Raw genomic sequence first — 21,126 nt, 5'->3', positions numbered from 1 at the left:
TGCGCATTATCCCTCCTTTCATCAACGGAGCTTTGCATGTCGCCCATCACTGATCATCCCCTGCGCTACAAACTGGCCAATGAGCTGCACGCGCGGCCTTTTCCCTCCATGCGGGCGCCCTGTTCAGCGGCCTATGTGGCCATCAAGCAGCCCGAAGATGCGGTCAACCGGGACCGCTCGCTCGATCTGGAACACCTGACGGCGCTGCTCGACCGGCACGGCGCGCCGCATCCCCAGCCCGGTGCCACGCATTACTACGGCCAGATCGGGCGCTACTGGCTCAAGTGGGAGCAGCACACCGAGTTCGTCACCTATACGGCCTTTGGCGATGGGCCGGTGGCACGGCCCTTTGATCCGCGGGAATTCGATGTTTTTCCGGCGGACTGGCTGGCCGACGCACCGGGCCAGCGGATGACGTCCGTTCTGGTCAATGTGGTGCCGATGTCACCCGGCAAGACCGACGAGATCGAGGCGTGTCTGAACGACTGGTTCGTGTCCGAAAGTCTTGCGGTGTCGTCGGTACTGGACGCATCAGCCGTGATTGCGGGCGATTTCCGCATCGACCCCAACGGTCATCTGCGTTTTGCGGTCTTTGCGGGGGGGGAGACGGGCTCGCGCCGGACAGGCCGGATTGTGCAGCGGCTCTGTGAGATCGAAACCTACAAGATCATGTCGATGCTGGGCTTTGCCCGCGTGCGCGCGTTGCAGCCCCAGCTCAATGAACTCGACACCAAGCTCACCGGGCTCATGGGGGCCATGAGCGACGATGGTGCCTCCGCCGAGACGACATTGCACGATCTGCTGGAGATCTCCGCCGATCTTGAGACGCTGGCCGCGCGCTCGTCCTTCCGCTTTGGCGCGACGGGGGCCTATGAGGCGCTGGTGGACGAACGGATCACCGCGCTGCGCGAAGTGCGTTTTCTCGGGCGTCAGCATTTCGGCGAGTTCATGATGCGTCGCTACGCGCCTGCCATGCGTACGGTCCAGTCTGCCCGGGCACGGCTGGAGGCGATGTCGGAGCGCTCGATCCGCGCGGCCAACCTTTTGCGGACCAGGGTCGACGTGGAACGCTCGGCCCAGAACCAGACCCTGCTGGAGAGCATGGACCGCCGGTCCGATCTGCAGCTCCGTCTGCAGCGCACGGTCGAGGGGTTTTCGGTGGTGGCGATCAGCTACTACGCCGTGTCGCTCGGGGGATATCTGCTCTATCCCGTTGCCGATGCGGTGGGGGTGTCGCGGGGCCTGTTGGTGGCCGCATCGGTCGTGCCCGTGGTCTTGCTTGTCTGGAGCATGATCCGGCGCCTGAGACGGTCGATCGAATAGGCCACAGAGATTCGCCTCCCATCCGCTGGATGACCGTCGGGCATTCCATGGCAGATCAACAGTTTTTCTAGCCCGACGCGAACAATAGGCGGTTTTTGACCGCTCGCTTCGACCTGCGATTGAGCCTGAACGCGAAAATTTGACAGGAAAACCTCATAACCATCTGAAACAATTACAATCTTCTGCTTTGCCTTAACCTTTTGTCAATGATTAGGATTGCGGCACAGTTTTGCTCATGGTAAAAATGCCACGTTGAATAGTAGCCGCGTCATTTCCTGACAGCGGTGTACGATAACGAGAGGGTTTTCAGGGTGAAACAGTTTTTAGCCGCTGCGGCAGTCGCAGCACTTTTTGGTGGAGCAGGCGCAGCGCAAGCTGCCAGCTTCACCGTCGATTTTTCCGGAAACACGGTCCCGGCACCGTCGCTGTCTTTCAATGACATCGGTGGAAGCGGCGTAAACGTGACCGTGACTGCAGACGATCACAACCGGTTCAACGGCGATCTCGGCGGAGAGTCCTTTGGTGTCGGCCAGTACTCTGGCGGTCTGGGCATCTGCAGCGGTACCGTCACAACGACCGGTGACTACTGCCGTCACGACGACCACCAGGTCGACGGGGGTGGCTCCGGTGCCAGCGACGAAATGGCTATTTTCACGTTCAGTGAGACAGTCACGCTGCGGTCTGTCGGATTCAGCTTCATCGGCTCGAACGATGAATTCGATTTCCGGATGTATGATCCGCTCGGGCAGTTCTTTGCCAGCCAGGAGCCGGGCGTCGGTACAGGGCCCAACAACGAAGTCGTCTACAGTTTCTCGCAGATCTGGACCGGGAGCATCTTCGGTATCGGTGCGCAGGACAAAAACGACGAATTCAAGATCAAGAGCCTGACCTTTGACTTTGACGAGCCCGATGACAACCCGTCTCCGGTGCCACTGCCCGCGGCGGCATGGATGCTGTTGGCCGGTGTCGGCGGTCTGGGCGCGATGAAGCGTCGCAACAAGAAACGCGCTGCCTGATCCATCGGCAGCGAGAACAGACAGGGCGGCTCCTCGCGGAGCCGCCCTTTTTCATGTGAGGTCGCAGTCTGAGCCTGCCCCGGCATGGACCGCCGGGACCGCGCGCTTACTCCATCACCGGGATGGAGAATTCGCCGCCCTCCTTGATGCCCGACGGCCAGCGGGCGGTCACGGTTTTGGTGCGGGTGTAGAATTTGAACGCATCCGGCCCGTGCTGGTTGAGATCACCGAAGACGGATTTCTTCCAGCCGCCAAACGTGTGATAGGCCAGCGGCACGGGGATCGGGACGTTGATGCCCACCATCCCCACATTCACCCGGTTGGCAAAGTCCCGCGCCGCATCCCCGTCCCGGGTGAAGATCGCGGTGCCGTTGCCGTATTCGTGGTCCATGGCGAGGCCAAGCGCCTCCTCGTAGCTTTGCGCGCGCACGGTGGACAGCACGGGACCAAAGATCTCGTGCTTGTAGATGTCCATGTGCTTGGTGACGTTGTCGAAGAGATGCGCACCGACAAAGAACCCGTCCTCGTAGCCCTGTAGCCGGAAATCACGCCCGTCCACGACCAGCTTGGCCCCCTGATCAATGCCGGTCTGCACCAGCCGCTCGATGTTGGCCTTCGCCGCGGCGGTCACCACCGGGCCGTAATCCACGTCATTGCCGCCCGTATAGGGGCCGACCTTCAGTTTCTCGATCCGCGGCACCAGCTTGTCGATCAACCGGTCGGCCGTGTCATCGCCCACGGGGACAGCCACGGAGATGGCCATGCAGCGCTCGCCCGCCGCGCCGTAGCCCGCGCCCACCAGCGCGTCCGCCGCCTGGTCCATATCCGCGTCTGGCATGATGATCATGTGGTTCTTGGCACCGCCGAAACACTGCACACGCTTTCCCTGCGCGCAGCCGGTGCTGTAGATATATTCCGCGATCGGGGTCGAGCCCACAAAGCCGATGGACTGAATCGTTTCGTCGTACAGGATCGCGTCCACCGCTTCCTTATCGCCATTGACCACCTGAAGGATCCCCTTGGGCAGCCCCGCTTCCTCCATCAGTTCTGCCAGCATCAACGGCACAGAGGGGTCTCGTTCGGACGGTTTGAGGATAAAGGCGTTGCCGCAGGCAATCGCCGGGGCGAACATCCACATTGGGATCATCGCAGGGAAGTTGAACGGCGTGATGCCCGCCGTCACGCCAAGCGCCTGACGCATGGAATACATGTCGATGCCGGGGCCTGCGCTGTCGGTGTATTCCCCCTTGAGCATCTGCGGCGCGGCGATGCAGTATTCCACCACTTCCAGGCCCCGCTGAACGTCGCCTGCGGCATCGGGCAGGGTCTTGCCATGCTCCCGGCTCAGCGCTTCTGCCAGCTTGCCCATGTCTCGGTTCAGCAGATCGACGAATTTCATCAGCACGCGCGCCCGACGCTGCGGGTTCACCGCGGCCCAGGCCGGTTGCGCCGCGGCGGCATGGGCGACGGCCTGCGCCACCTCATCCTTGGAGGCGAGCGGGCAGTGCGCCTGCACCTCGCCCGTGGCCGGGTTCATCACATCGGCAAAGCGACCGGAGGTGCCGTTGACGTGCGCGCCGTTGATATAGTGGGTGAGCTCTTGCATAGGGATCTCCGCCGTTGGTGTTCTGGCCCTTCGGACCTTTGCCCAACCCTAGTCGTGCAAAAACACCTCTGAAAGAGGCAAGTTGGCAAAATCATCCTGCAGAAACGCAAAGCACCAGCCAAAGGCTTCTCCCCATGCAAACCAATTGGGACGATCTGCGCCTCTTTCTTGCGGTCGCACGCGAGGCCTCGCTGTCCGGTGCCGGCAAGGTACTGCGGCTGGACCCGGCCACCGTGGGGCGGCGCATGCAGCGGTTGGAGCGCGCGCTGCAGGCGACACTCTTTGCCAAGTCCCCGCAGGGCTATGCCTTGACCGACGCGGGGCTGTCCCTGCTCGGCCGGGCGGAGGCGGCAGAGCGGGCCATGCGTAGCGCCGTGGCGGACCTGCCGCCCGACAGCGACCGGCTGAGCGGTCAGATCCGCATCGGTGCGCCCGACGGCAGCGCCAACTACCTGTTGCCGCAGGTCTGCGCCGCACTGGCCCGCGACAACCCCGATCTCGACATCCAGATCGTCGCCCTGCCGCGGGTCTTCAACCTGTCGCGGCGCGAGGCGGATACGGCCATCGCCGTCAGCGCGCCCACCGCGGGACGCCTCGTGGTGCAGAAGATCACGGACTATCACCTGCACCTTGCCGCCTCTGACGCGTACCTCGCGCGCCACGAACCGTTGCGCACCCGCGCGGATCTCAGCCGCCACCGGCTCGTGGGCTACATTCCGGATATGATCTTTGACCGGGAGCTTGACTATCTCGGGGAGCTCGGGCTCGACCGGGTGGCGCTCGCCTCCAACTCTGTCTCGGTCCAGACCAACTGGATCCGGCAGGGCGGGGGCGTGGGCATCGTCCATGACTTTGCCGTCCCAGCCATGCCGGGCGTGCGGCGTATCCTCACCCGGGAAATCAGCCTGACCCGCAGCTTTTACCTCATCCGGCACATGGACGACCGCCGCAATCTGAGGTTGAGCCGCTTTGCAGAAGCGCTGACCACAGGTTTGCGCGCAGAGGTTGCACGGCTCGAAGCGCTGGCTTGACAGAATCCGGCTTTGCGGTGACGCTGGAGAGATGATCGACGTGTCCAGGGAGGTTTGATATGTTGGTGTCCCAGATCCTGAAAACCAAGGCTTTATCGGATGTTGTCACGGTGAAACCCGGACTGTCCGTCGCCGAAGCGGCCAAGATACTGTCGGAAAAGCGGATCGGGACGGTGGTTGTCTCAAAGGATGGCACCAACGCCGAGGGCATCCTGTCGGAACGCGACATCGTACGCGAAATCGGCGCGCGGGGGGCGGGCTGTCTTGTCAATCCGGTCTCCTCGCTGATGACGACCAAGCTGGTGACCTGCGGCAGCAACGACGCCGCCGACGCGGTCCTGCAGCAGATGACGGACGGTCGCTTTCGCCACATGCCCGTGCTGGAGGGGGGGCGGCTGGTTGGCGTTATCTCTCTCGGTGACGTGGTCAAGGCCAAGCTGATGGAACTGTCGATGGAGAAAAACGCGCTCGAAGGGATGATCATGGGGCACTGACGCGGGCGGCCTTTTCGGCCCCACGCCACCCCGACCATCTGCCCCCTTGCAATCCGCGGGATCCGGTGATCGTCTGCGCGGACATTTCACGACAGGAGAGCCCGCATGCGCGTTGGTCTCTATCCCGGCACCTTTGATCCGATCACGCTGGGGCATCTCGACATTATCCGGCGCGGCGCCGTGCTTTTGGACCGTCTTGTGGTGGGGGTTGCGATCAACCGCGACAAGGGTCCGCTTTTCCCGCTGGAGGACCGCGTCCGCATGATCGAGGCGGAATGCGCGGCACTTGCGGCGCAGACCGGTGTCGAGATCGTCGTCCATCCCTTTGAGAACCTGCTGATTGATTGCGCCCGGGACGTAGGCGCGCAGGTCATTGTCCGCGGGCTGCGGGCGGTCGCGGATTTCGAATATGAATACCAGATGGTCGGCATGAACCGTCAGCTTGACGACACGATCGAGACGGTTTTTCTCATGGCGGAAGCCCAGCACCAGGCCATCGCCAGCAAGCTCGTGAAAGAGATTGCCCGGCTCGACGGGGACATCAGCAAGTTCGTCACCCCGCAGGTCCGCGAGGCGCTGCTGGCACAATTGGGCAAGAGCTAGGCTGGCTGGCACAGACTGTCAGGTGTGCCACGAGAGTCGCGCAGGGGTCGGCGCTAGCGCCAGAAGGCGACATAGTCGATCAGCGCCAGCAGTTTGCGACCCACAAAAACGACGTGGTCCATGCCAAAAACCATCACATCAATCGCCACCAGCCCCAGCAGAACGAGCCCCAGCACCAGTGCAATTCGATTTGTCATTCAGAGCCCTTCCCGCTCAGGCGCGGATGTGACGCTCCCTATGGCAGGCTGGTGGGCGCGCCGCAAGCGGGCAGGGGGGTGGTCTCGCGTCCGTGGCTCAGCCCAGATGCCCCATGCTGACCGCCACATCGGCCATCCGTGCCGAGAACGCCCATTCATTGTCATACCAGGCGAGCACGCGCACGGTGCGCCCGCCCACGACCTTGGTCTGATCGGGTGCCACGACGCAGCTGTGCTCCGTGTGATTAAAGTCGATGGAGACCTTGGCCTCGGGATCATAGGACATCACCCGCGACATGGCGCCTTCGGCCGCAGCACGCAGGGCTGCGTTGACCTGCTCGACCGTGACATCCACCTTGGCTTCAAAGGTCAGATCCACGGCGGAGACATTGGGTGTGGGCACCCGGATCGCGGTGCCGTCGAGCTTGCCCGCCAGATTGGGCAGCACCTCGCCAAGCGCCTTTGCCGCCCCGGTCGAGGTGGGGATCATCGCCATCGCCGCCGCACGCGCGCGGTAAAGATCGTCGTGCCGCCGGTCCAGCGTCGGCTGATCCCCGGTGTAAGAGTGGATCGTCGTCATGATGCCCCGCTCAATCCCGATGGCCTCGTCCAGCACCTTGGCCAGCGGTGCGAGGCAATTTGTCGTGCAGGAGCCGTTGGAGACAACCGTATCGCCCGGCAAAAGCTCCCGGTGATTGACGCCGTAGACAATGGTGCGATCAACCCGCTTGGCCGGGGCTGAAATCAGGACACGGCGCGCGCCGCGGTCCGTATGCGTCCGGGCCGCGTCACCGTCATTGAACTTGCCGGTGCATTCCAGCACCACATCCACGCCCGTCCAGTCGAGCGCATTCAGATCGTAGCTCGACATCATGCGGATGGGACCGCGGCCCAGATCGATGGAGTTCGCCCCTGTCACCACCTTGCCCGGAAACCGGCCGTGAACCGAATCGTATTTGATCAGATGCGCCGCGGTTTCCAGAGGACCCGTGGCATTGATGGCCACCACATCGATGTCGTTGCGCCCCGATGTGGCGATATGCGCCAGCGTACAGCGCCCGATCCGTCCAAACCCGTTGATGCCTACCTTGATCGTCATCGCCACTCTCCTGACACTCGCCTGATCGCTCTATAGCCCGAATTGCTGCACTGCGGAATTCTAAAAGATGTTTAATGACGGTATGTTAGCGTTAAACTCGCCGTTAGCGCCAACAGGCTCTCCTCATGCGTGTGGCATCTGCGGCATTGCCAAAGTGTCGCAGCCACCTAGCTCTGCCCCAGGATGGTTGATCAGGAGGAACCGGCCCCATGAGCGGATTGCTTGCCTTGCTGGACGATGTTGCCGCGATTGCCAAGGTGGCCGCGGCCTCGGTCGATGATGTGGTGGGGCAGGCGGCCAAAGCGGGCTCCAAAGTGGCGGGTGTCGTGATCGACGATGCCGCCGTGACACCCAAATATGTCACCGGTTTCAAGCCGGACCGCGAACTGCCGATCATCTGGAAGATCACCAAAGGGTCGCTCTTCAACAAGCTGATCGTGCTGTTGCCCGCGTTGCTGTTGCTCAACACCTTTGCCCCCTGGGTCATCACGCCCTTGCTGATGCTCGGGGGGGCGTATCTGTGTTTCGAGGGTGCCGAGAAGGTCTTTCACTGGCTGTTCCCGCATGCGGATGCCCATGTGGCAGAGGATATGTCCGTCGGCGATCCGCTCAAGCTGGAAGAAAAGCGGGTCAAAGGGGCGATCAAGACAGATTTCATCCTCTCGGCGGAGATCATGACCATCATCCTGTCGAATATCGAGGCGGACAGCTTCTGGTTCGAGGCCGCGACACTGGCTTTCGCCGGGGTGGCGGTGACGGCCTTTGTCTACGGTGCTGTCGCGCTCATCGTGAAGATGGACGATCTGGGCGTCTGGATGGCCGCCAACGGGCGCACCGGATCGGGTCAGGCCCTGGGCCGTGGTCTGGTCAAGGGGATGCCTAAACTGCTGAAACTGCTGACCATTATCGGCACAGCCGCGATGCTCTGGGTCGGCGGATCGATCATCATTCACGGGCTGGAGGTGCTGGGCCTGCCGTGGCTCTATGACAGCATCCACCACATCGCTGTGGCCGTCTCTCCGGGCTCGGGCTTTGGCGAATGGCTGGTCACGGCGATCTTTGACGGGATCTTCGGGCTGGCGCTCGGCGCGCTGTTGATCCCGGTGGTGACCCGTCTCATCGCCCCGACCGTCGCCAGCCTGACCGGCAAGGAGAGGATCCCGCACTAGCGGTCAACCGCCGCGCGACCCATCCAGCTGCACCCCGGTCGGTGCCGGGCAGGACGGTGCCGGGAAGGCGCTTCGAAGCGCCTTCACCCCCGCGGTGCCCGCGCTTCACTTGATCAGCGATTTGACCTTAGCGGCAACGGCCTCTGCGGTGATGCCGAGCTCCTTGTAGAGCGTGGCAGCGGGCGCGGAGGCCCCGAAATCGTGCATGCCCACGAAGCCCGCCTTCTCGCGCCGACCGCGCTCGCCAAAGAGCCAGCGGTCCCAGCCAAACCGAATGGCCGCCTCAACCGCCACCCGCACCGGACCGCCGGGCAGCACCCGCTTGCGGTAGGCCTCGTCCTGTTCCTCGAAGAGCTCCCAGCAGGGCATCGAGACCACCCGCGTGCCGATGCCCTCGGCCTGCAGCAGATCACGGGCGGCCAGGGCAATCTCCACTTCCGACCCGGTGGCCAGCAGGATCGCCTGGCGCTTGCCCTCTGCGTCGATCAGCGTATAGGCGCCCTGAGCTGTGAGGTTCTTTGTCTTGTGCTCGGTCCGCACCGTAGGCAGGCCCTGCCGTGTCAGCGACAGAACTGACGGCGTCTTCTTTGCCGTCAGCGCCAGCTCCCAGGCCTCCGCCGTCTCGATCGTGTCGGCAGGGCGGAAGACATAGGTGTTGGGTGTCGCCCGGCTGATCGCCAGATGCTCCACCGGCTGGTGCGTCGGGCCATCCTCGCCAAGGCCGATGCTGTCGTGGGTCATCACGAAAACCGTGGGGATCTTCATCAGCGCGGCCAGCCGCATCGCGGGGCGCGCGTAATCGGTGAAACACATGAACGTCCCGCCATAGGGCCGGATCCCGCCGTGCAGCGCCATGCCGTTCATGGCCGCAGCCATCCCGTGCTCCCGGATGCCCCAGTAGACATAGCGGCCCGCGCGGCTCTCCACATCGAAGACGCCCAGATCGGCGGTCTTGGTGTTGTTGGAGCCGGTCAGATCGGCCGAGCCGCCGACAGTCTCCGGCATCACCGGGTTGATCACCTCCAGCACCTTTTCGGAACTGGCCCGCGTGGCGAGCTTGGGTGCTGCTTCGGACATCTGTTTCTTGAAGGCCTTGATGACGGCGCTCAGCTTTTTCGGTGCCTCCAGCGCGTGGGCGCGGTTGAAGGTCTCGCGCTTGCCGCGGGGCAGGGTGTCGAACCGCTCTTCCCATGCCTTGCGCTGTGCCGCGCCGCGGGCACCGATCTCGCGCCAGGCTTTTTGCACGTCATCGGGGATCTCGAACGGCCCGGTGGTCCAGCCATAAGCCTCCTTGGCCGCGGTCAGCTGGGCGGCATCCGTCAGCGCGCCGTGACCCTTGGAGGTATCCTGAGCCGCGTGACCAAGCGCGATGTGCGTCTTGCACGCGACCATGGTGGGCTTGTTGCCCTTCTTGGCCTGGGTGAGGGCCGCGTCGATTTCCTCTGGATCGTGACCGTCGATCTCCAGCACCGCCCAGCCTGCGGATTTGAACCGCCCGATCTGATCGGTGCGGTCCGACAGGGTCACAGGCCCGTCGATGGTGATGTTGTTGTTGTCCCACAGAACAATCAGCTTGGACAGCTTGTGCCGCCCGGCGAGGGTGATGGCCTCCTGGCTCACCCCTTCCATCAGGCACCCGTCGCCGGCGATCACGTAGGTATAGTGATCCACCACCTTCTTGCCGTAGGTCGCGCGCAGGATCTCCTCGGCCATGGCAAAGCCCACCGAATTGGCGATGCCTTGCCCCAGCGGGCCGGTCGTGGTCTCGATCCCTGCCGCATGGCCGTATTCCGGGTGACCCGCCGTACGCGATCCCCATTGGCGAAAATCCTTGAGCTGCTGCAGCGTCATGTCCTCATAGCCCGTCAGGTGCAGCAGCGCATAGAGCAGCATGGAGCCGTGCCCCGCCGACAGGATGAACCGGTCGCGGTCAGGCCAGTCCGGCTGGGTGGGATCGAACCCTAGGTGCTTTTCGAAAAGCACCGTTGCCACATCCGCCATCCCCATCGGCATGCCGGAGTGTCCTGAATTGGCCGCCGCCACCGCATCAAGCGCCAGCGTCCGAATGGCGGTGGCCTTGGACCAGTGATCAGGGTTGGCAGAGGCGAGAGCTTTGAGATCCACGGGAGAGGTTTCCTTTGTCGGTTCCGATTGGCTGCCGGGTCACGAAACCGCGCCGCAAGAGCCTTTCGGCGTTGCATATCAGTCACCTCGCAAAGATCAAGGGCCGCCGCCATGGCGCGGCGCGCGGTTGGGATGAACACCGCCTGCCAAGCGCTTGATCGGAAACAAAGGTGTATTTGTTGCGCTCGGTGAATAACGTTACCTTCAGGCAAGCCGGGCGATTCGGACCCGCAAGCAAGCAGCGGACGCCAAACCCGCGGGACAGGACGAGGTGGGCATGAGCGAAATCGAAGAGCTGAACAGCCGCATCATGGCGGCGATGGACAGGATTGCCCGCGGCGTGGACGGCATGGAGGCGGGCGGTGGCGAAGAGGTCGCGGCGCTCGAACAGGCGCTGAGCGAGGAAAAAACCGCCAACGCCCAGCTCAATGAACGGATCCGGACCCTGGGCACCCGTCAGGCCGAAGCCCTTCAGGCGCTCGAAGAAAAGGCAGGCGAGACGGCCGCGCGGCTGCAGGAGTTCGAGCTGGCCCTGCAACGGCTGCGGGGCGCCAATACCCAGCTGGTGGAAAGCTGTGAGGCGCTGCGCCAGGCCAACGCCGACGGGGTGGGAGACCCGGATCTGATCAACGGTGCGCTCCAGGCCGAGCTTGACGCGCTCCGGGCCAGCCGCGCCGCGGACGTGGCCGAAACCGCCGAGATCATTGCGGCACTGACGCCGTTGCTGTCCGAAACGGCAGGCTCGGACGCTGCGTCCGGCACACCAGAGGAGGCGCGCTGATGCCAGAGGTTACCATCACCATCGGCGGACGGCAGTTCGATGTGGCCTGCCAGGTGGGAGAGGAGCACTATCTGCACACCGCCGCCAAGATGCTCGATGATGAGGCGCAGGTGCTCTCGGATCAGGTGGGCCGTATGCCCGAGGCGCGGATGCTGCTGATGGCGGGGCTGATGCTCGCGGACAAGACGGCCAGCGTGGAGGACAGCGTGGCCGAAGTGCAGGCCCAGCTGACCGCCTGCGAGGCGGAACTCGCAGCGCTCCGCGACAGCACGGCAGAGCCCGAGCGCATCGAGGTGCCCGTTGTGCCACAATCGGTGACCGACACGCTGGCCGAACTGGCCGCCCGCGCTGAAGCCTTGGCCGCGTCGGTGGAAGAGAAAAACAGCTGAAGGATGAGGTCACCCTGAAAGGGCACCCCCGACAGCGGGCCGGCGTATCTGCGGCAACGCCGCGGATGGACAGACACACCGGCTGAATTTCCCCGACAGCCGGTCGGCAATGCGACTGGCTCGCGGCAAACACGATGCCGGCATCGCTCAAGGCGCTCTGACCGATTGTCCGGCATCCGACATAGGTCTCAGCGCAGCTCATGCGATACGCCTATCGTCAGGCGCAAAAGCCTTCGAAGGCTTTTGATCCGCCCCGCCAAGACGTCGGAACTCGCGCCACCACATCTGACCCCCGCAGTGGAGAAAGGCCTTCGAAGGCCTTTCGGGCCCGGTGACAGAACGGATCGTTCAGGTCGGCTGGTTCAGCCGTTGGCTTCGCGGATCTTGTCGGCGGCTTCCTTGTCGAAGGCCACGCCATTCTCCTCGAAAAGCGTGTCCAGCTCGCCCGACAGGGTCATTTCAGTGATGATATCGCATCCGCCTACGAACTCGCCCTTGATGTAGAGCTGCGGGATCGTCGGCCAGTCCGAGAAGTCCTTGATGCCCTGCCGGATGCCCTCATCTGCCAGCACATTCACGTCCGAATAGGGCACGTTCATGTAGTTCAGCACGCCCGCCACCCGGCTGGAGAACCCGCATTGCGGCATCTCCTTGGTGCCCTTCATGAACAGGACCACGTCATGGGCTGTAATTGTCTCTTTGATCTGGGTTGCTGCATCACTCATCGGTTTGGGCCTTTTTCTGGTTGAACGCGCGGTGGTAGCGCGCGGCATAGGTTTCATCGTCTGCAAAGGCGCGGGTCTGCGTCTCTGCGTCCTCAAGCGCGTAGCGCTGTCCCGAAAAGGGGCGGAAAAAGGTCGATACCCGTTCCAGCCCGGCGTTGCGGCGGTTGACGCTCTGTATCAGGTCAAGGTCCGTGGCTTCCATCCCCAGCGGCACGGTGCGCGAGGCCGCACGACCCTCAGGCTGCCGGTGCGAGAGCGGCTGGCGGGCCTTGCGCCGAAACGGCGCCATCAGCAGGGACCACAGGCGCACGACGGTCAATCGGGCGCCTTGGTGGTCAGCGCCAAGGCATGCAATTCGCCGTTGGCGCCATCCATCTTGCCCTTGAGTGCAGCATAGACGGCACGCTGCTGTTGCACCCGGTTCTTGCCGCGAAAGCTCTCATCCACGACCATCGCCGACATATGCACACCGTCCTCGCCTTCGACCCGGATCAGCGCGTCGGGAAAGCTGGCGCGCAGCAGGTCTTCAATTTCGCGGGCGTGCATCGGCATGGTCTGGCTCCGTTAACCTCTGTCCCAGATGTAAGGGGCACGCGGCGCGGGGACAAGATGCCAATTCGCGCGCGTTTTTCGGCAGACAAGCTCCCGCAACTGGTCGATACTTGCCCCAGAGCAGGAGGTGAGGGGATGGAGATCTTTGAGGGCGCGCCCGAGCAGGCGCTGGCCTGGCACGAGGCGGGGCGCGGTGCGGTGCTGGCGACGGTGGTGGAGACCTGGGGCTCGGCCCCGCGGCGCACCGGCGCACAGCTGGTGATCGCGGGCGATGGCGAGATGCAGGGCTCCGTCTCGGGTGGCTGCGTCGAAGGTGCCGTCGTGCTGGAGGCGACCGAGGCGCTGGAGCAGGGCAGCCAACGCCTGCTCGAATACGGGGTCAGTGACGGCGATGCCTTTGCCGTCGGGCTCGCCTGTGGCGGCACCATCCGCGTCCTGGTCGAGCCCGTGGGCAGCGTCCTGCCCGAAGAGCTGCTGCGCCAGTTGACACAGGCCCGGGCAGAACGTCGCCCCGTGGCCTATGAGATCAACCTCGAAACCGGCGCGCGGCAGCTGCGCACGGACGGCTACCCGGACCGTTTCGCCATGGACCGCTCGGGGTTCGAGGCAGAAGGCGCCGTCTTTGTCGCCATCCACAACCCGCCGCTCAGACTGGCCATCGTCGGTGCCGTCCATATCGCCCAGGCGCTGGTGCCCATGGCGCGCATCGCGGGCTACGATCCTTTCATCGTCGACCCCCGCGCCGCCTTCGGGTCAGAGGCGCGGTTTCCCGGCGAGCGCATCCTGTCCGACTGGCCCGACGAGGCGCTCTCGGAGATCGGCGTTGACAGCCGCACGGCCGTCCTCCTGCTGACCCATGACCCGAAGCTGGATGACCCCGCGCTTCAGATCGCCCTCAAATCGGATACCTTCTACATCGGTGCCCTGGGCTCGACCCGCACCCATGCCGCCCGCCGGGCCCGGCTGAGCGAAGCGGGCTTCTCGGAGGCTGATCTGGCACGGATCCACGGACCCGTGGGCCTCGACATCGGCGCTGCCAGCCCGCAGGAAATCGCCGTCTCCATTCTTGCGCAGATGACCCGCGTGCTGAGGCGCGGCGCGTGAAATTCGGCCCCGTCCCGACGGAAACCGCCGTGGGCGCAGTGCTCGCGCATTCCGCGGCACTCGGTCCGGGACACCGCCTGCGCAAGGGCCGCGTTCTAAGCCCCGAGGACATTGCCGCGCTGCAGGCCGCGGGGATCACGCAGATCACGGTCGCGCAGCTTGGCCCCGACGACGTCAGCGAAGACACCGCTGCCGCCCGGCTCGCGGAGGCGCTGGTGCCGGACCCAGCCGCACACCACATCCGCATCACCAAGGCGTTTACAGGGCGTGTCAATCTGATGGCCCGGGGCCCGGGCGTGGTGGTGCTCGATGTGGCCGCTCTCGAAGCGGTCAACGCGGTCCATCCCATGATCACGCTGGCCACGGTTCCGCCGTTTCAGCAGATGGCCGACGGTGGCATGATCGCCACGATCAAGATCATCTCCTATGCGGTCCCCGACGCCGCCCTCGCCGAGGCCTGCGCGCGGGCCCGTGCCGCCATTCGTCTGGCCCCCCCGGTGCTGGGCAGTGTCGGTTTGGTCATCACGGATATTCCAGGCGGGGCAGGGGCCAAGGGCCAGCGCGCGATCGCCGACCGTGTCGCAGCCTTCGGCCTGCCCCTGACCGAGCCCCGGCTCGTACCGCATGACATCGCCCCCTTGTCAGACGCGCTGCGCGACAGCCCCGAGGACCTGCTGCTCATTCTGACAGGCTCCGCCACCTCGGACATCGAGGATGTGGCACCGGCCGCCGTCCGGGCCGCCGGCGGCACGGTGGACCGCTTCGGCATGCCGGTCGATCCCGGCAATCTGCTCTTCACCGCCCGGCTGTCGGATCGTCCTGTGATCGGGCTGCCGGGCTGCGCACGTTCGCCAGCGCTAAACGGCGCCGACTGGGTTCTGGCGCGAACGCTCTGCGGCATTGCGGTCAGCGACCGGGACATCGCGGGCATGGGCGTGGGCGGTCTGCTGAAAGAGATCCCGACACGCCCGCAACCCCGCGCAGGCAAAGCCAAGTGATCACCGCCCGCAGGGTTGATATTATATTTACATAATTCTGATTATCCGTAAAAGACTTGTACGCGCAAAGTTAAAGTGTCCCACATCTGCAAAGTAGTATCCGTGTTGATCAAGTGTGATTTTCGGACCATTTGCGGTTGTCCCTGAGAAGCGCGTTCGCAATGACGACGAGCTTTCTCATGATAGCAGTCAGCGCAACTTTGGGCGGTTTTCCTGATTTCACCAACTGATCGTATTTCCTTTTGGCGCTCAGATTGTGACGGATCACACACAGCGCAGGCATGTACATGGCACGGCGAAAGGATGCGCGCCCGCCCTGGATACGTTCTTTGCCTTGCCATTTGCCCGATTGACGCGAGATTGGTGCAAGCCCGGCGAGGCATGCGGCCTGTTTCCCCCTCATCTCCCCGAGTTCAGGCATTTCGATCAGCATCGAAAAGGCGGTGACTTTCGAGATGCCAGGAATGCTTTTCAGAATGTCGAAGCGCGCGGTCAGATCATCGTCCTGGGAAACAAGGTCCAAGATGGCCTGGTCGATTTGCTTAAGATGCTGCTCAACTTGCACCAGTCGCTCTTTCAGGTGGCGCTTCAACAGTTTCTGAGTGGTTGTCTGCATCCGCGTACGAACTGTGACGCGATCCTTGATCAAACCGCGCCTGGCCGTCATCATCTCTCTGAGACTATTGAGATATTCGGCTTTGGGTGCTTGCGGTTCGAGCTCCAGAACAGCACCCATCTTGGCCAAAATCGCGGCATCGACCTTATCGGTCTTCGCAATCTTCCCTGTCGCCTCGACAAATCGGCGGGCTTGCCGCGGATTCACCTTCGCGTAAGGAACAGCCTCTCCAGACAGGCTGTTTTCCAGGCGCCTGTGGTACACGCCCGATGCCTCGAACACGACCAAACTGGCGGTGCTGGTCTCTACCCATCGATGCAGCGCGCGCAGGCCCTTGCCATCATTGGCGAACCGCCTGTGTTCGGCGCGCACCATGCAATAAGCGTCAAGCCAGTCTTTCGACACGTCGATCCCAATGGTATCTTTCATCAGTCTTTTCCTCACCTCGTCTTGTCATGCGGGCTTTGCGCCCCTGTATCCGTTCAGGTCGATAGAAAAGACGGGGGCGATCACACTGCTTTTCGGTCCTTGCACGACCTGAAATGTCCCGATCCGTCCCCCGCCGCTGTCCGGCATATTTGAGGTGCCGGTCAGCGGCTCCAGTATCGCATGGGAGCCAGGGATCAGCCTAAGACAAGAAATGTCACACTCTGCCCCAATGAGAACAGGCAGAGGTTGCGGGCATGGGATGGGTGATGATGAGCAAACGCGAGCTGAACCGGGTCGAGGTGTTGAGCCAGGTAATCCAAGGCCGGATGACGGCGACGACTGCTGCGGACGTTTTGGCTTTGAGCCGCAGACAAGTTCATCGGCTTCTGAGGAAGTTTCAGTCAGACGGTCCGGCAGCGATCCGGCATAAAGCGCGCGGTCGCGCTTCGAACAACCGGACTGATCCGGCGGTGCGCGAGTTCGCGGTCACGCTGGTTCGGGAGAACTACATCGACTTCGGGCCGACCTTCGTAGCCGAGAAGCTCGCCGAGGAACACGGGCTGAAGGTGTCGCGCGAGACGCTGCGCAAATGGATGCAGGACGCTGGTATCTGGCTCTCGCGCAAGCAACGCCGCCAGTTCCACCAACCGCGCTTGCGTCGGGAATGCTTCGGCGAGCTGATCCAGATCGACGGGTCTGACCATCACTGGTTCGAGGATCGCGGACCGTCCTGCACCCTGCTCGTCTTCATCGACGACGCGACCAGCACACTGATGCATCTGGAGTTCGTGACGTCCGAGAGCACCTTCAGCTACTTCGGCGCGCTGGAGGCTTACCTGCATGCGCATGGGCGTCCCGTCGCGTTCTACAGCGATAAGCATTCGGTGTTCCGGGTCTCGAGCGAGGCCGCCAAGTCAGGCCACGGTATGACCCAGTTTGGCCGTGCCCTGAACGAGCTCAACATCGAGATCCTCTGCGCGAACAGCTCCCAGGTCAAGGGCCGCGTCGAACGCGCGAACCGGACGCTGCAGGATCGGCTGGTGAAGGAACTGCGGCTGGCGAGCATCTCGGATATGGACGCCGCGAACGTCTTCCTTCCGGTCTTCATGGAGCGCTACAACCCGAAGTTCGCCAAAACCCCGCGGCGCCCGGACAACCTGCACCGGCCCCTCAACACCGAGCCGGACCGGCTGGCAGACGTTCTGTGCTGGCGTGACGAGCGCTATGTCGGCAACCAGCTGGCCTTCTCCTACGACCGGCAGCGGATCATCCTCGAGGAGAACGAGATCACACGCGGCCTGCCCGGCAGATATGTCGACAGCTATGAGTACCCAGACGGGCGCTTGGAGTTCCGCTGGAAAGGTGTCGCGCTCCCCTACTCCGTCTTCGACAAGGACCAGCGCATCACCCATGCGGCGATCACCGAGAACAAGCATCTGAGCGCCGTGCTGGAGCACATCAAGGCAGAGCAGGACAAAGCCCCGCCGAAGAAACGCCGCGCGGGCAAACAGCGCTCCCGCTACAAGCCGAATGGCCGCCGCAACGACGGCTGGAACTCACTCGCCGCCCGCCGCGCCAAGGAGGCCCGCAAAGCCAGCCAGGGCTGCGATATCTGAGGTCTCCGCCCTGTCAGGCTTTGCCCCCCTCAGCGCCCAGGTAGGACATTTCTACTTTGCGGAGGAAGGGACATTTCTACTTGGTTGCAACAGCGATCGTTAGCCCGCAACGCTTGAACACGCCATGAACCATTCACGAATGTTACGTTGCCTTGAACGGCAGATGAAGACGAGCGAACGTCAGATGGATGACAATGAGCGAGCGCGAGTTGAACCGCGTGGAGGTTTTGGCGCAGGTCGATGATGGTAGGCTGAGCGTCGACAATGCAGCAAACATGCTAAACCTGACACGTCGGCAGATTTTCCGGCTTTTGAAGGTGTATCGACAGGATGGCGCGTCGGCGATCAGACACAAGGCGCGTGGCAAACCTCCGAACAACCGCATCCATCATGCCAGGCGCGACTATGCGTTATCGGTGATCAAAGAGAGTTATGCGGATTTCGGGCCGCCCCTCGTAGCGGAGATGCTGGCCAAACATCAAACAGGAACAGGAAAAGGCTGGACCGCCACCGAGGGTCAAACCCCTCAGCGCAAAGAACGGCTACAAAAAGACCGGACGCCGTCCGCCAGGACGTCCCTCAAAGATGGCAGCGTACTATGAACACAGGCGCGCTGAACGAGCTGCTGAAGCAACAGCACAACACGATGGCCAGTAGTCACATCAAAATATCCGAGAGACGAGTAGTACGACAATAAAGACAACCGTGCCGACCAAGAACGCCCACCCAAGCACGAGATACAAATCTCTCAACCTGTCAGAGAAAAGCACTCTCATCCCGTCTACATGATCTGTCGGCTTGTCGTTCCAAGCTTCAAAAATCCGAGGAAAAACAGCGGCCAAGCCGTGTGCTATCCCAAATGGTAGCAATAACACGATAACGCTCAGGCGAACGGCACTAGCCCAAACCCCACCAAGCGTCCAAGCATCCGATGACGCGTTTATGACAGTCATCACGATAATGATTGTGCAAAAAGTGGAGTTGATCGCCATCAGACCAGCTCCAAATCGCTGCATGCGCGTTTTGGGCGCTGTCCTAGCCCAGAATCGAAGAATGCGCCGAAAACTTAGGTGCACAAGCCATCCTCACCAACAAAGTAACGTCAGCATAATCGTCATCGTAAAGTATGTGACATCGTAGACCGCAAAGCTAGCCAGGGCTGCGATATCTGAGGTCTCCGCCCCGTCAGGCTTTGCTAACGTCAGCGCTGTTGGCGACACTTCTGCTTTGCAAACCCGGTGACATTTCTACTTGGTTGCAACAGACTACTGCCACTGAGCAATCCCCCCCAACGACTGAGAAACACACGGTATTCTAAGTTGCCCAGGAAGAAGACGCGCGAGGCGTGCGGATCACCCTGTCCGGCCAGGTGGCAAGGTCGCCCCTTGGGTTCGCGAGCGATGGAAAAGACCGTGAAAGCCGCATGACAGACGAAAACGACCGGAAAAAAACCCATCTTCAGCAGCGCCGCCAAGCCTCAGGAAAACTCCTGAGTGACTTCAATCCTGCCAATGATTGCATCGTTGAAAGCGCTCATTTCTTCCGCAGGAATCCAGTATTCCAAATGCGCGCGCCCGCCAGCTTCTTGAACGTCATATGCATCCAAATATGACTTCAGGACTTCGAAACGTGTCACGAACCCGGAGCCGCTCGCCTTAACATTCCAGTCTCGCGCAATTTTAACCGCGTATTCCTCCGTCAAAACCGGATAAAAAATCGGTTGCTCCGGCAGACGCGGAGGGAATTCACGCATGTCGGTTTGCCGGATCAGCGCAAGCTCCTCAGGACCAACGGGTCTCCACAAGATTACAGTTTCAGGTTCCGACGTCATCAGCTGATGTTACCGAAATTGTTTGAACCACCACAAGCATGTTTGGCTAAGCGACATCGGCCCATAAGGCTTATCAGCCCTGCGATACCTGAGGTCTCCGGGCTGCTGAAACGTGCTCTCGTCGTTCTCTTTGGTGACACTTCTGCCGTGAAAATGCCGAGGGTCACGGACCCGGTTGATCAGCAGCCAGGGCCAAGCGTGCGCCAAACTCCTACCGTTCGACGACGCTCTGTCTAAGCCCCAATGGATTACGTCGGCGCACACATGAAAAATGAACCGTAAAGTACTGTTAAACATAATAAAAACCACCTCACCCGGAAAGTGCCCCCTCAAAGCCATCCCAAGAACCGGTTTCCAAGCACCAACGGGCTCAACTATTTCTGACCGGGGCGCTGTCCCTGCTTCCCTGCGCCGCTACCTGTAAGCAAACAGCCAGACCAAGACATCATGCCAAAATCACCCCCCGGGTTCGACCATCTCGATCTCAAGCTGATCGCCGCCCTCATCGCCCTGATCGAGGAGCGCTCGACGACGCAGGCGGCACAGCGGCTCCATCTGGCACAATCCACCGTGTCGGGCCTGCTGGCACGGCTGCGCACCGTCTTCGATGATGAGTTGCTGGTCCGTCAGGGACGCGATCTGGTGCCAACGGCCCGCGCGCTCGATCTGCTGGAGGCGGTGCGCCCGCATTACGACAGGCTCGCCGCGGCGCTCGGTGCCGTGCGCGACTTCGATCCCCGGCAGGACGCACGGGTGTTTCGGCTCGGCTGCACGGACGCTTTCGCACTCGCCGCCCTGCCGCAGCTGACCGCGACGCTGCGCGCGCAGGCCCCGCACTGCGATCTGTCGGTGCGGATCGGCGACTACCGCACCCTGCCCGATATGCTCTCCACCGGTGAGGTCACAACCATCGCGGGCTATCTGCGCCACGATCCCGCCGCCACCGCAAAGATGCGCGTGCTGCGCAGCGCCTCCTGGGTTGTCCTGCGGGACGCCTCGGCCCCCGCCATCACGGGCATCGATGATTTCTGCGCCAGACCGCAGGTGTTGGTCACGCCCATGGGCGATCTGTCAGGCTTCGTCGATGATCAGCTTGCCGCCATCGGGCGCGCGCGGCGCATCGTCGTGGGGCTGTCGAGCTTTGCCCTGATCCTCGCCACACTGCCCGGGACGGATCTGATCACCACGGTGCCCGATTTCGTCGCCCAGGCCCTCGCGGGCCATGCGTGTCTCGCCCATGACCCCTGCCCTGTCGCTGTGCCGCCCGTCGAAAACACCCTCGCGTGGAGTGCCACCGCACATCGAGACCCCGCGGAAGCATGGTTCCGCGAGACCGCGCTGCGCGCCTTTGAGCCGCCCCGGGCGCCCGTCTCGTGAGCCTATCGCGCCAGCCGATTTGATCTATCGGGGGTTCCGATTTCCC

Annotated in this window: 23 protein-coding genes; 13 read left to right on the top strand and 10 right to left on the bottom strand. The window is 62.6% G+C overall.

Going from position 1 to position 21,126, the window contains the following annotated elements; genetic code table 11:
- The first annotated feature begins 36 nt into the window (after positions 1-36).
- Positions 37-1,323 (top strand): DUF3422 family protein, encoded by a 1,287-nt coding sequence (locus tag Q1A53_RS01660; protein ID WP_299962298.1) that lies wholly within the window; start codon positions 37-39, stop codon positions 1,321-1,323.
- A gap of 311 nt (positions 1,324-1,634) precedes the next feature.
- Positions 1,635-2,339, top strand: coding sequence for a VPLPA-CTERM sorting domain-containing protein (locus Q1A53_RS01655; RefSeq protein WP_299962296.1), 705 nt, complete (start codon positions 1,635-1,637; stop codon positions 2,337-2,339).
- Positions 2,340-2,445: 106 nt separating this feature from the next.
- Here Q1A53_RS01655 and Q1A53_RS01650 read toward each other — a convergent pair whose 3' ends face one another.
- Positions 2,446-3,945 (bottom strand): CoA-acylating methylmalonate-semialdehyde dehydrogenase, encoded by a 1,500-nt coding sequence (locus tag Q1A53_RS01650; protein WP_299962294.1) that lies wholly within the window; start codon positions 3,943-3,945, stop codon positions 2,446-2,448.
- Between the two features lie 134 nt (positions 3,946-4,079).
- Here Q1A53_RS01650 and Q1A53_RS01645 point away from each other — a divergent pair, with 134 nt between their 5' ends.
- From Q1A53_RS01645 to coaD, 3 genes are all read left to right on the top strand, one after another.
- Positions 4,080-4,976 (top strand): LysR family transcriptional regulator, encoded by an 897-nt coding sequence (locus Q1A53_RS01645; RefSeq protein WP_299962292.1) that lies wholly within the window; start codon positions 4,080-4,082, stop codon positions 4,974-4,976.
- Positions 4,977-5,035: 59 nt separating this feature from the next.
- Positions 5,036-5,470, top strand: a complete 435-nt coding sequence (locus Q1A53_RS01640) for a CBS domain-containing protein (protein WP_299962290.1) — start codon at positions 5,036-5,038, stop codon at positions 5,468-5,470.
- A 105-nt stretch (positions 5,471-5,575) separates the two neighbouring features.
- Positions 5,576-6,073, top strand: a complete 498-nt coding sequence (coaD, locus tag Q1A53_RS01635; RefSeq protein WP_299962288.1) for a pantetheine-phosphate adenylyltransferase — start codon at positions 5,576-5,578, stop codon at positions 6,071-6,073.
- 53 nt (positions 6,074-6,126) lie between these two features.
- Here the strand turns inward: coaD and Q1A53_RS01630 are convergent, their stop codons facing one another.
- Together Q1A53_RS01630 and gap are read right to left on the bottom strand one after the other, a co-directional pair.
- A complete protein-coding gene (locus tag Q1A53_RS01630; protein WP_299962286.1) occupies positions 6,127-6,270 on the bottom strand; it encodes a hypothetical protein in 144 nt (47 codons plus the stop codon).
- Between the two features lie 97 nt (positions 6,271-6,367).
- Positions 6,368-7,369, bottom strand: coding sequence for a type I glyceraldehyde-3-phosphate dehydrogenase (gap, locus tag Q1A53_RS01625; RefSeq protein WP_299962284.1), 1,002 nt, complete (start codon positions 7,367-7,369; stop codon positions 6,368-6,370).
- A 209-nt stretch (positions 7,370-7,578) separates the two neighbouring features.
- Between gap and Q1A53_RS01620 the strand changes: the two genes are divergently transcribed.
- Positions 7,579-8,538, top strand: a complete 960-nt coding sequence (locus Q1A53_RS01620) for a DUF808 domain-containing protein (RefSeq protein WP_299962282.1) — start codon at positions 7,579-7,581, stop codon at positions 8,536-8,538.
- A gap of 105 nt (positions 8,539-8,643) precedes the next feature.
- Here Q1A53_RS01620 and tkt read toward each other — a convergent pair whose 3' ends face one another.
- Positions 8,644-10,662, bottom strand: coding sequence for a transketolase (tkt, locus tag Q1A53_RS01615; protein WP_299962280.1), 2,019 nt, complete (start codon positions 10,660-10,662; stop codon positions 8,644-8,646).
- A gap of 277 nt (positions 10,663-10,939) precedes the next feature.
- Here tkt and Q1A53_RS01610 point away from each other — a divergent pair, with 277 nt between their 5' ends.
- The gene (locus Q1A53_RS01610; RefSeq protein WP_299962277.1) at positions 10,940-11,443 is read left to right on the top strand and encodes a hypothetical protein; all 504 of its coding nucleotides are present in this window, start codon (positions 10,940-10,942) and stop codon (positions 11,441-11,443) included.
- Complete coding sequence (locus Q1A53_RS01605) at positions 11,443-11,832, top strand: cell division protein ZapA (RefSeq protein ID WP_299962275.1); 390 nt, start codon at positions 11,443-11,445, stop codon at positions 11,830-11,832. The genes Q1A53_RS01610 and Q1A53_RS01605 overlap by 1 nt, the downstream gene beginning before the upstream one ends.
- A gap of 362 nt (positions 11,833-12,194) precedes the next feature.
- Here Q1A53_RS01605 and grxD read toward each other — a convergent pair whose 3' ends face one another.
- The 3 genes from grxD to Q1A53_RS01590 are packed head-to-tail and all read right to left on the bottom strand — an operon-like array spanning position 12,195 to position 13,109.
- Positions 12,195-12,557, bottom strand: coding sequence for a Grx4 family monothiol glutaredoxin (gene grxD, locus Q1A53_RS01600; RefSeq protein ID WP_299962273.1), 363 nt, complete (start codon positions 12,555-12,557; stop codon positions 12,195-12,197).
- On the bottom strand, positions 12,550-12,867 hold the full coding sequence (locus Q1A53_RS01595; RefSeq protein WP_299963042.1) for a hypothetical protein: 318 nt from the start codon (positions 12,865-12,867) through the stop codon (positions 12,550-12,552). Before Q1A53_RS01595 ends, grxD begins: the two co-directional genes overlap by 8 nt.
- A gap of 5 nt (positions 12,868-12,872) precedes the next feature.
- Positions 12,873-13,109, bottom strand: a complete 237-nt coding sequence (locus tag Q1A53_RS01590; RefSeq protein ID WP_299962271.1) for a BolA/IbaG family iron-sulfur metabolism protein — start codon at positions 13,107-13,109, stop codon at positions 12,873-12,875.
- 135 nt (positions 13,110-13,244) lie between these two features.
- Here Q1A53_RS01590 and Q1A53_RS01585 point away from each other — a divergent pair, with 135 nt between their 5' ends.
- Positions 13,245-14,213, top strand: coding sequence for an XdhC/CoxI family protein (locus tag Q1A53_RS01585; protein WP_299962269.1), 969 nt, complete (start codon positions 13,245-13,247; stop codon positions 14,211-14,213).
- Positions 14,210-15,211, top strand: coding sequence for a molybdopterin-binding protein (locus Q1A53_RS01580; protein WP_299962267.1), 1,002 nt, complete (start codon positions 14,210-14,212; stop codon positions 15,209-15,211). Before Q1A53_RS01585 ends, Q1A53_RS01580 begins: the two co-directional genes overlap by 4 nt.
- A gap of 109 nt (positions 15,212-15,320) precedes the next feature.
- Here the strand turns inward: Q1A53_RS01580 and Q1A53_RS01575 are convergent, their stop codons facing one another.
- Positions 15,321-16,256: an IS110 family transposase gene (locus Q1A53_RS01575; protein ID WP_299962265.1), complete on the bottom strand. Its 936-nt coding sequence runs from the start codon at positions 16,254-16,256 to the stop codon at positions 15,321-15,323.
- A gap of 254 nt (positions 16,257-16,510) precedes the next feature.
- On the opposite strand from Q1A53_RS01575, the gene Q1A53_RS01570 reads away from it, so the two are divergent.
- Complete coding sequence (locus tag Q1A53_RS01570; RefSeq protein ID WP_299962263.1) at positions 16,511-17,872, top strand: ISNCY family transposase; 1,362 nt, start codon at positions 16,511-16,513, stop codon at positions 17,870-17,872.
- 188 nt (positions 17,873-18,060) lie between these two features.
- Positions 18,061-18,474, top strand: a complete 414-nt coding sequence (locus Q1A53_RS01565) for a helix-turn-helix domain-containing protein (RefSeq protein WP_299962261.1) — start codon at positions 18,061-18,063, stop codon at positions 18,472-18,474.
- Positions 18,475-18,534: 60 nt separating this feature from the next.
- On the opposite strand, the gene Q1A53_RS01560 is transcribed toward Q1A53_RS01565, so the two are convergent.
- Together Q1A53_RS01560 and Q1A53_RS01555 are read right to left on the bottom strand one after the other, a co-directional pair.
- Positions 18,535-18,864, bottom strand: coding sequence for a hypothetical protein (locus Q1A53_RS01560; RefSeq protein ID WP_299962259.1), 330 nt, complete (start codon positions 18,862-18,864; stop codon positions 18,535-18,537).
- Between the two features lie 485 nt (positions 18,865-19,349).
- Entirely contained in the window at positions 19,350-19,703 is a 354-nt protein-coding gene (locus Q1A53_RS01555) for an ADP-ribosylation/crystallin J1 (RefSeq protein ID WP_299962257.1), read from the bottom strand.
- 447 nt (positions 19,704-20,150) lie between these two features.
- Here Q1A53_RS01555 and Q1A53_RS01550 point away from each other — a divergent pair, with 447 nt between their 5' ends.
- A complete protein-coding gene (locus Q1A53_RS01550; RefSeq protein WP_299962255.1) occupies positions 20,151-21,080 on the top strand; it encodes a LysR substrate-binding domain-containing protein in 930 nt (309 codons plus the stop codon).
- The last annotated feature ends 46 nt before the right edge of the window (positions 21,081-21,126 follow it).

Source organism: uncultured Roseobacter sp. (assembly GCF_947496515.1).
Lineage (GTDB): Bacteria > Pseudomonadota > Alphaproteobacteria > Rhodobacterales > Rhodobacteraceae > Roseobacter.
The sequence above is the reverse complement of the archived record's forward strand: the minus strand, read 5'-3'. Positions and strand labels throughout refer to the sequence as shown.

Coding starts and splice junctions, on each gene's coding strand:
- coaD (WP_299962288.1), top strand. CDS start 5,576: ATGCGCGTTGGTCTCTATCCCGGCACCTTTGATCCGATCACGCTGGGG.
- Q1A53_RS01630 (WP_299962286.1), bottom strand. CDS start 6,270: ATGACAAATCGAATTGCACTGGTGCTGGGGCTCGTTCTGCTGGGGCTG.
- Q1A53_RS01550 (WP_299962255.1), top strand. CDS start 20,151: ATGCCAAAATCACCCCCCGGGTTCGACCATCTCGATCTCAAGCTGATC.
- Q1A53_RS01645 (WP_299962292.1), top strand. CDS start 4,080: ATGCAAACCAATTGGGACGATCTGCGCCTCTTTCTTGCGGTCGCACGC.
- Q1A53_RS01565 (WP_299962261.1), top strand. CDS start 18,061: ATGACAATGAGCGAGCGCGAGTTGAACCGCGTGGAGGTTTTGGCGCAG.
- Q1A53_RS01570 (WP_299962263.1), top strand. CDS start 16,511: ATGGGATGGGTGATGATGAGCAAACGCGAGCTGAACCGGGTCGAGGTG.
- Q1A53_RS01650 (WP_299962294.1), bottom strand. CDS start 3,945: ATGCAAGAGCTCACCCACTATATCAACGGCGCGCACGTCAACGGCACC.
- Q1A53_RS01590 (WP_299962271.1), bottom strand. CDS start 13,109: ATGCCGATGCACGCCCGCGAAATTGAAGACCTGCTGCGCGCCAGCTTT.
- Q1A53_RS01640 (WP_299962290.1), top strand. CDS start 5,036: ATGTTGGTGTCCCAGATCCTGAAAACCAAGGCTTTATCGGATGTTGTC.
- Q1A53_RS01560 (WP_299962259.1), bottom strand. CDS start 18,864: ATGGCGATCAACTCCACTTTTTGCACAATCATTATCGTGATGACTGTC.
- Q1A53_RS01620 (WP_299962282.1), top strand. CDS start 7,579: ATGAGCGGATTGCTTGCCTTGCTGGACGATGTTGCCGCGATTGCCAAG.
- Q1A53_RS01575 (WP_299962265.1), bottom strand. CDS start 16,256: ATGAAAGATACCATTGGGATCGACGTGTCGAAAGACTGGCTTGACGCT.
- Q1A53_RS01585 (WP_299962269.1), top strand. CDS start 13,245: ATGGAGATCTTTGAGGGCGCGCCCGAGCAGGCGCTGGCCTGGCACGAG.
- Q1A53_RS01555 (WP_299962257.1), bottom strand. CDS start 19,703: ATGACGTCGGAACCTGAAACTGTAATCTTGTGGAGACCCGTTGGTCCT.
- Q1A53_RS01610 (WP_299962277.1), top strand. CDS start 10,940: ATGAGCGAAATCGAAGAGCTGAACAGCCGCATCATGGCGGCGATGGAC.
- Q1A53_RS01605 (WP_299962275.1), top strand. CDS start 11,443: ATGCCAGAGGTTACCATCACCATCGGCGGACGGCAGTTCGATGTGGCC.
- Q1A53_RS01660 (WP_299962298.1), top strand. CDS start 37: ATGTCGCCCATCACTGATCATCCCCTGCGCTACAAACTGGCCAATGAG.
- grxD (WP_299962273.1), bottom strand. CDS start 12,557: ATGAGTGATGCAGCAACCCAGATCAAAGAGACAATTACAGCCCATGAC.
- gap (WP_299962284.1), bottom strand. CDS start 7,369: ATGACGATCAAGGTAGGCATCAACGGGTTTGGACGGATCGGGCGCTGT.